The 8115-nt window shown below is 60.4% G+C and carries 6 protein-coding genes; 1 reads left to right on the top strand and 5 read right to left on the bottom strand.

From position 1 onward, the window contains the following. Window positions 1–193: 193 nt before the first annotated feature. The 5 genes from urtA to JNM42_RS13120 form a co-directional block, all read right to left on the bottom strand. Entirely contained in the window at window positions 194–1465 is a 1272-nt protein-coding gene (gene urtA, locus JNM42_RS13140; protein WP_294270656.1) for an urea ABC transporter substrate-binding protein, read from the bottom strand. Between the two features lie 151 nt (window positions 1466–1616). After that, window positions 1617–2030 (bottom strand): hemerythrin family protein, encoded by a 414-nt coding sequence (locus JNM42_RS13135; protein WP_294270653.1) that lies wholly within the window; start codon window positions 2028–2030, stop codon window positions 1617–1619. Window positions 2031–2294: 264 nt separating this feature from the next. Next, window positions 2295–3230, bottom strand: coding sequence for a response regulator transcription factor (locus tag JNM42_RS13130; RefSeq protein WP_294270651.1), 936 nt, complete (start codon window positions 3228–3230; stop codon window positions 2295–2297). After that, window positions 3220–6621 carry an ATP-binding protein gene (locus JNM42_RS13125; protein WP_294270648.1) on the bottom strand — a complete coding sequence of 1134 codons (3402 nt, stop codon included), beginning with the start codon at window positions 6619–6621 and terminating at the stop codon, window positions 3220–3222. The genes JNM42_RS13130 and JNM42_RS13125 overlap by 11 nt, the downstream gene beginning before the upstream one ends. Window positions 6622–6860: 239 nt before the next feature. Beyond that, window positions 6861–7040, bottom strand: coding sequence for a hypothetical protein (locus tag JNM42_RS13120; protein WP_294270645.1), 180 nt, complete (start codon window positions 7038–7040; stop codon window positions 6861–6863). Window positions 7041–7153: 113 nt separating this feature from the next. On the opposite strand from JNM42_RS13120, the gene gcvA reads away from it, so the two are divergent. Next, a complete protein-coding gene (gene gcvA / locus JNM42_RS13115; protein ID WP_294270642.1) occupies window positions 7154–8107 on the top strand; it encodes a transcriptional regulator GcvA in 954 nt (317 codons plus the stop codon). Window positions 8108–8115: the final 8 nt, after the last annotated feature.

Genomic DNA, 8115 nt, shown 5'->3' with positions numbered 1-8115 from the left:
GCCCGATGATGATCAGCAGCGCATTCTCGATTTGCTGGGCGTTAAGCTCTAATCCCCCTGTAGCCACTCTGATGAAACAGTAAAATCGTCGTAAACCCTGCGGTACCAAAGGGTTTGGCTTGTCGGGGTAAACAAAGCGCGATAAAAAACGGGGGCCGAAGCCCCCGTTGATCGTTGTAGCCTGCTGGCCGGATTACTTGCTTTCCGGGCCGTCCTTCTTGCTCTCGTTGCCGGCGATGAAGGGGCTCCACGGTTGTGCGCGGATCGGTCCCTTGGTTTTCCAGACCACGTTGAACTGTCCGTCGCCCTTGATTTCGCCGATGAACACCGGCTTCCACAAGTGGTGGTTGGTTTCGTCCATCTTCAGGACAAAGCCTGAGGGCGCATTGAAGGTCTGGCCGGACATCGCCGCGATGACCTTGTCGACATTGGTGGACTTGGCCTTCTCGACAGCCTGCTTCCACATGTGGATGCCGACAAAAGTGGCTTCCATCGGGTCGTTGGTGACGACCGAGTCGGCATTGGGCAACTTGTTCTTCTTGGCCCAGTCCTTGTACATTTTCACGAACTTCTCGTTTTCCGGGTTCTTCAGCGACATGAAGTAGTTCCAGGCGGCGAGATGGCCGACCAGCGGTTTGGTATCGACGCCGCGCAGTTCCTCTTCGCCGACCGAGAAGGCGACAACCGGTACATCGGTCGCTTTCAGGCCGGCGTTGCCCAGTTCCTTGTAGAAAGGTACGTTCGAATCGCCGTTGATTGTCGATACGACGGCGGTCTTCTTGCCTTCGCCAGCGAACTTCTTGATCTTGGCGATGATGGTCTGGTAATCGGAATGGCCGAACGGCGTGTACTCTTCCATGATGTCGGTTTCCGCCACGCCCTTGGACTTCAGGAAGGCGCGCAGGATCTTGTTGGTGGTGCGCGGATAGACGTAGTCGGTGCCGAGCAGCACGAAGCGCTTGGCCTCACCACCCTCCTTGCTCATCAGGTATTCGACGGCCGGGATGGCCTGCTGGTTCGGCGCCGCGCCGGTATAGAAAACGTTCTTTTCGAGTTCCTCACCCTCGTACTGGACCGGGTAGAAGAGCAGACCGTTCAGTTCCTTGAACACCGGCAGTACCGACTTGCGGGAAACCGAGGTCCAGCAGCCGAAGACAACGTCAACCTTGTCCTTGGTCAGCAACTGGCGGGCCTTTTCGGCGAACAGCGGCCAGTTGGACGCCGGATCGACGACGACCGGCTCCAGTTTCTTGCCCAGCACACCACCGTTTTTGTTGATATCGGCGATGGTCATCAGGGCCGTTTCCTTGAGTGCCGTCTCGGAAATAGCCATGGTGCCGGAGAGTGAATGCAGGATGCCGACCTTGATGGTGTCGGCAGCGTGGGCAGCGAAGGAAACGAGACCAGCAGTGGCCAGGGCCGCAGACAGCACGGTGGCCTTGATGAAATTACGACGGGATTTCATGGAGAGGCTCCTTAAAGGGTGGGCTTGCGCAGGAACTGCAACGCATGCTTGCAGCGCAACAGCAGATTAAGGAACTCACGGGAATGCCGGAATACGTCAGATTGCGTATCCCGTTTTCCTGGGACTGAAATGGGGATCGGGAAGGGGTCCCTCAGCCCTGGTTGTGCAGGGTCTGACTGCGCACCCAGGGAACGTAGGCGACATCGACTTGCAGGATGTGGTTGGAGAACCAGCCGTAGATCAGGTACTGCACTTCATTGGCAATCTCGTCGAGCGTCATTTGCCTCGCGCTTTCGAGCAACTTGAGCAACAAGCCCTTGAATTCGGCATGCAGCAGCTTGTGGGCGTCGAGATCCGGGTAGTCGAGCGCGGCCAGCATCTCCTCTTCGGCACGAAAATGGACTTTGACATAGTCGCAGAGCATGACCAGGGTTTTCATCACCCGGATCTGGTCCCCATTGCCGGCGAAGGTAGCGGCCAGGTCGAACAACTGTTTGTGCTGGCTGTCGATCATCGGCAGACCAAACTCCAGCTTTTGCGACCATTCAACCAGTGCCACATCCATGGCGATCTCCTTTTTCAGGTGAGCAGGGTACAGATAACTTCCTTACCGATGCGCTATGATAATCGATGACAGCCCGTGGTTCCCCGTTCCGGTTTTTTCATTCGGATAAACGCAGTGGCAAGCCCCTTGCTGAGACCCGATGAAGTCTGAAACTGCCGTCATGCCGGCGCCAGCCGGTATCCAGTGCTGGCGTGGATTCGTCTCCTGAGTCCAGGCTATCAGGGTAGTCGCCCGCTGCGGATTGGCCGGCGTTCTGCTTGCAGCCTACGCCCCACGCATCCTGCCTAGCGCCAGATTGGCGGCCGCGGTGCGTGTTTCCACGCCGAGCTTCTCGAACACATGCTCCAGGTGTTTGTTCACCGTCCGCGGGCTGCTGCCGAGGATATCGCCAATGTCCTTGCTGGTCTTGCCCAGCGTTACCCAGTAGAGCACTTCGGCTTCGCGCTGGGTGAGGCGGAAGGCGGCGATCAGCGATTCGATGGCCGATGCGTCGTTTTCTTCCCGCAGGACGACCAGCCATTCCTGGTCGCCGGTCTGGTCGTGGAAGGAGGCGAGCAGCCGCCGGCTGCCATCGGCAAGCAGCAGGGCAGGTGGCTCGCGGCCGTTGCGGCGGGCGGTTTCGGCTTCGGCGATCCACGCCAGCAGGCGCGGCGGCGTTTCATCTTCGCCGCAGGTGAAATAGTCCTTGAGCAGCTTTCTCGACAATGGCGTCTGCCACACCAGTTTGCCGTCGGTGGCGCGCACGGCCACCGTGGCCTGGCCAAAGGCGTCCAGTGCGGTGCGTGCCTGCTTCATCTGGCGAGCGTTCTGCATGTGCGCGGCGATGCGGGCGAGGACTTCGGCGGGGCGGATGGGCTTGGTGACGTAGTCGGCGCCGCCGGCGGCGAAAGCGGCCACCACGTGTTCGGTCTCGGTAAGCCCGGTCATGAAGACGATGGGGATATGCTGGGTGGCGAAGTCGGCTTTCAGCCGCCGGGCGACCTCGAAGCCATCCATGCCGGGCATCAGCGCGTCGAGCAGAATGACGTTGGGAAGACTCTGGCGGGCACGCTGCAGCGCCGATTCGCCGTTGGTGGCGACGAGCACCGTGTAGCCCGATTCGTCGAGCGCATCGTGCAGGAAGGAGAGGTTTTCCGGGATGTCGTCCACGATCAGGACGATGTCGGAGATGGCACGCTCGATGGTTGTGTCAGGCGGCATCGCGGCCCTTTCTGAGTACTTCCTTCATGGCCTCGAACTGGAACTGGCGCGCCAGATCGCGCATGACGCGTACGAACTCACCGTACGCCGGATCGAGGCGCTCGATTTCACCGAGCTTGTTGAGAATGCCGCGCACATAACCGAGGGTAAGCAGTTCGTCGAGCGCCGAAAGGTGCTGCCATCCCGGCAGAATCAGGGGAGGCGGGTGTTGGACAGGTGCCGGGGAGATCAAGGGAGCATCGACGCTGACCCATTCCAGCCCCAGCCTGCGGCCGATCCAGTCGAGCAGTTCATCGACCCGTAGCGGCTTGACGATGAAGTCCTCGGTGGCGACGCCGACATCGTTTTCCAGCCCTTTGTCAAAGGCATTGGCCGAGAGGATTGCGATATGGGCCTCGCCAGGATTCGTGCGGCGGATGCGGCGTATCGTCTCCCAGCCGTCGATGCCGGGCATGGCCAGATCCATGAATACCAGGTGCGGGTTGAAGCGGGACATCACCTGCAGGCACTCCTCGCCGCTGGCGGCCTGTTCAACCTGGAAGCCCAGGGGGTCGAGGACGCTCTGCAGCATGTCGCGATCGACCTTCTCATTGTCCACTACCAGGATGCGGCGGCGGATGCCGACGTAACCGATTCGGCTGACCCGTGGCCGCTCGCGCGCGGCCAGCACCGAGTGTACCTGGGGCAGGAACAGACGGATGCGGAACCGGCTGCCCGCACCGGGGGCGCTGCTGACGCTCATTTCGCCGCCCATCAGGTCGGTCAGCATGCGCGCGATGGTCAGGCCGACGCCGCTACCCCCCGCCTGTGCGCTGCTGCCGCGGACGAAGGGTTCGAAGATGAGCTCAAGGTCTTCCGGCGGAATTCCCGGGCCGCTGTCGTCTATGTCAAAGACGGCCATGTCGCGCAGGAACTCGACGCGGAAGCTGACCTTGCCGCGCACCGTGAATTTGACCGCGTTGCCGAGAACGTTGATCAGGATCTGCCCCAGTCGCCGCTCGTCGGCGCGTACCACGGCCGGCAGTTGGCCCACCGGCTGGTAGTCGAACCCCAGACCCTTGTTACGCGCCTGCAGCTCGAACATGCCGACGATCTGCTGCAGGAACTCGGGGAAATCGAGTGCCTTGACCTCCAGTGTCAGTTTGCCGCCTTCGATGCGGGCGATGTCGAGCGTGCCTTCGATTACCGACAGCAGATGGTCGCCGCTCTTGCGGATGACGCTTATCGCTTGCCGGCGGCTGGCCGGGATGGCTTCGTCGCCATCGAGGATCTGCGCGTAGCCGAGAATGCTGTTGAGGGGCGTACGCAGTTCATGGCTGATGGCAGTGATGTAGCGGCTTTTGGCCTGGTTGGCCTGATCGGCGACCTGTTTGGATTTTTGCAACTGATCGTCGGTACGCCGGTGCGAGTCGATCTCCTGCATCAGCAGGTGCGTTTGCCGGTTCGATTCCTCCTGCGCGACCTGTCGGCTTTTGTGCGTCAGCACCATCCACCAGGCGCCGATGCCGGACAGCAGCAGCAGCGCCGAGAAGGCTTTGACGAAGGATTGTTGCAGGTGCGGAATCAGGTTGGCCTGATCGGGGTTCAGCGTCAGCACTGCGTGCGTGTAGAGCAGGCCGAGCAGTCCCGCCAGCAAGGGAACGATACCGGCCATCAGCAGCAGGTAATGGCCCAGCCCGGTCTCTAGATAAGGCAGGGCTGCTGCCGGAAGAATGCGGCGCAGCATGCCGTTCCATTGTGCTCCGAGATTGGCGCCTGGCTTGCACAGATCGTCGCAGCGCGCATCGAGCGAGCAACACAGCGAGCAGATGGTGCCGCCGTAGGCCGGGCAGTGGGCCATGTCCTCGCTCTCGTATTCGTGCTCGCAGATGCAGCAATGCCGCATGCCGAGTATCGCTGCGCTGTCGCTGTTGACCAGGTAATAGCGGCCGCCGGTGATCCAGGCGATCAGCGGTGTGGCGACAAAGGCGGTCAGCAAGGCAATGAAGGATGCATAAGGCTGCACACCGGCGCCGAGCAGTCCGCTGAAAGCGGCAACCGAAAGCAGCGAGGCCAGACCCATGGCGCCGATGCCGACCGGATTGATGTCATACAGACGGCTGCGTTTGAACTCGATATGCGGCGGTGAGAGACCCAGCGGCTTGTTGATGACGAGGTCGGCGACGACTGCCGCCATCCACGAAATGGCGATATTCGAATAGAGGCCGAGAATCTGTCCGAGCGCCTGGAAGACATCGAGTTCCATGAGCAGCAACGCGATCAGAATGTTGAAGACGACCCACACCACCCGTCCGGGATGGCTGTGGGTCAGACGTGAAAAAAAGTTCGACCAGGCCAGCGATCCAGCATAGGCATTGGTGACGTTGATCTTGATCTGTGAAATGACGACGAAGAGGACGGTGACGCCAATCGCCAGCGAGGTATTGCTGAAGACATGGGAAAAGCCGATCAGGTACATCTGGTTGGGATCGACCGCCTTCTCGGCAGGTATGGCGTTGCGCAAGGCGAGATAGGCAAGCAGGGCGCCGCCGAGCATTTTGGCCACCCCCGGGATGACCCAGCCGGGGCCGCCAAGCAGCAAGCCCAGCCACCAGCGGCGATGGTTTTTTGCCGTGCGCTCGGGCATGAAGCGCAGGTAGTCGGCCTGTTCGCCCATTTGCGTGACCAGGGCAATGCCGACGGTGAGTGCCGCACCGAAAAGCGGTATGGAAAACTCGCTGCCCAGCCCCTTTTCGCCGGGGTATTTCAGCAGTCCGCCGAGGACTTCGGGCTCCTGAACCAGCAGGAAAACATAGGGCAGAACCAGCAAAAAAAGCCACAAGGGCTGCGTCCAGGCCTGCAGGCGGCTGATCGCGGTGACGCCATGGGTAACCAGCGGAATTATCACCAGCGCGCAGATCAGGTAACCCCAGCTCGGTGGAATGTGGAAAGCCAGCTCGAGCGCATAGGCCATGATCGCCGCTTCAAGCGCGAAGAAAATGAAGGTGAAGGAGGCATAGATCAGCGAAGTGACGGTCGAGCCGATGTAGCCGAAGCCGGCCCCGCGCGTCAGCAGATCCATGTCCAGACCGTATCGGGCCGCAGCGTGGCTGATCGGCAGGCCGATCAGGAAGATGATCAGCCCGGTCGCCAGGATCGCCCAGAAGGCGTTGACGAAGCCGGCGCTGACCAGCATGGTCGCGCCGACGGCTTCCAGCACGAGAAAGGAGGATGCGCCAAAAGCGGTATTGGCGACGCGCATTTCCGACCATTTGCGAAAACTGCGCGGCGTGAAGCGCAAGGCGTAGTCTTCGAGTGTTTCGTTGGCCACCCAGGTGTTGTAATCGCGCCGTATCTTGACGACGCGCTGCAGCGGTTCAGGGGTGGCTTCGGAAGCGGGCGGACTTTTCATGGAGGGCGGACTCACGGAGAGCCCCGATTGTAACCTCCGGATGCTGTGCTTGTTGTGCTGTTCAGTTCACCGGCAGAGCGACTGCACCTGAAATCCGATCAACTGCGGCAAAGGCGAAAAGCTCAGGCCAAGGCAAGCGTTGTCAGCCCTTTGCCTGTCCTGGCGAAATCTTTCTCCGATGGTGTTTTTGCGCTGAATTCATAAATCTGTTCCACTGGCTCTGTTCTGGAGCCGCAGGCTCAGCGCGGGTTGACCGGTGACATCAGGAAGGCATGCAGAAAGCGGTCGGCGTGTCTGGCCGCCCACGTCAATGCCTTGCGCGCTCCGGAGAAGATCAGTATGCCGATGGCGTCGATTCGTTCCCTGTTCGCCTGGGCGATGATCGCGGTGATGTCCTGGGTTTTGAGTTCATTTTTCATTTCGATATTCCATTTGTATTGCCCGTGTTTCGGGTACGGCGTAACTATATTCAGCAAGGTGCATCGAAACAAACGATCAATTGTCAGTCGATGCGTGAGAAAATCTCAGCCATATGAGTTATCGACTCCCTCCGCTGAATGCGTTGCGCTCTTTTGAAGCCGCCGCTCGCCACCTGAGCTTCAAGAAGGCCGGTGATGAACTGGCCGTGACGCCCACGGCGATCAGTCATCAGATTCATGGTCTTGAGGACTATCTTGGCTTCGCGCTCTTCCGTCGATTGACGCGGGCGCTGGAGCTGACGAGCGAAGGGCAGGCCATGTTGCCCAAGGTGCGCGAGGGGCTCGAATGCTTCGCGGCAGCCGTCGAGAGCACGCGGCGCCATGAGCCCGGCGGACGTCTTCTGGTAACCTCGCCTCCCGTCTTTGCCTCGCGCTGGTTGATCAGCCATCTTCCCGGATACACCGCACGCCATCCGGAAGTTCAGTTACACATGACGGCGTCGCCGAAAATGATCGACCCGCCGGATGCCTTGCAGGTTTCGGGCTTCGAGACGATTGACGTGCGTGATGATGAAACCGAGCTGTTCATTCGCTTCGGTCGCGGTCGTTATCCCGGCTGCCGGGTCGATCGCCTGTTTTCTCCGGCCTACACGGCGGTATGCAGCCCGCGCCTGCTGTCGGGAATGCGCCCGCTGAATGTACCGAAGGATTTGCGCTATCACGACCTCCTGCACGACGATACCACCCCGGAACTGATGGATCGGCCAACCTGGGCCGAGTGGTTGCAACTCGCCGGCGTCGAAGGCATCGACGACAATGCAGGGACGCACTTCAGTGATTCCAGTCTCGCACTTTCGGCAGTAATCGACGGCCTCGGTATTGCATTGGCATCGATGCCGCTGGTTGAGGCCGAGGTTGCTGCCGGACGCCTGGTTGTTCCCTTCGATATCCACATCCGCAGACCGCAGGCATATTATCTGGTCACCCCCGAAGCCGTTGCCGAGCGCCCAGTTATTGGCGCATTCCGCGAATGGCTGCTCGCAGAGGCGGCCAAGGTTCAGGGCTAGGGGCTGTT

It is taken from the genome of Propionivibrio sp. (genome assembly GCF_016790145.1).
Classification (GTDB): domain Bacteria; phylum Pseudomonadota; class Gammaproteobacteria; order Burkholderiales; family Rhodocyclaceae; genus Propionivibrio.
Note: the sequence above shows the minus strand (reverse complement) of the source record. Positions and strands in the feature narration are given on the sequence as shown.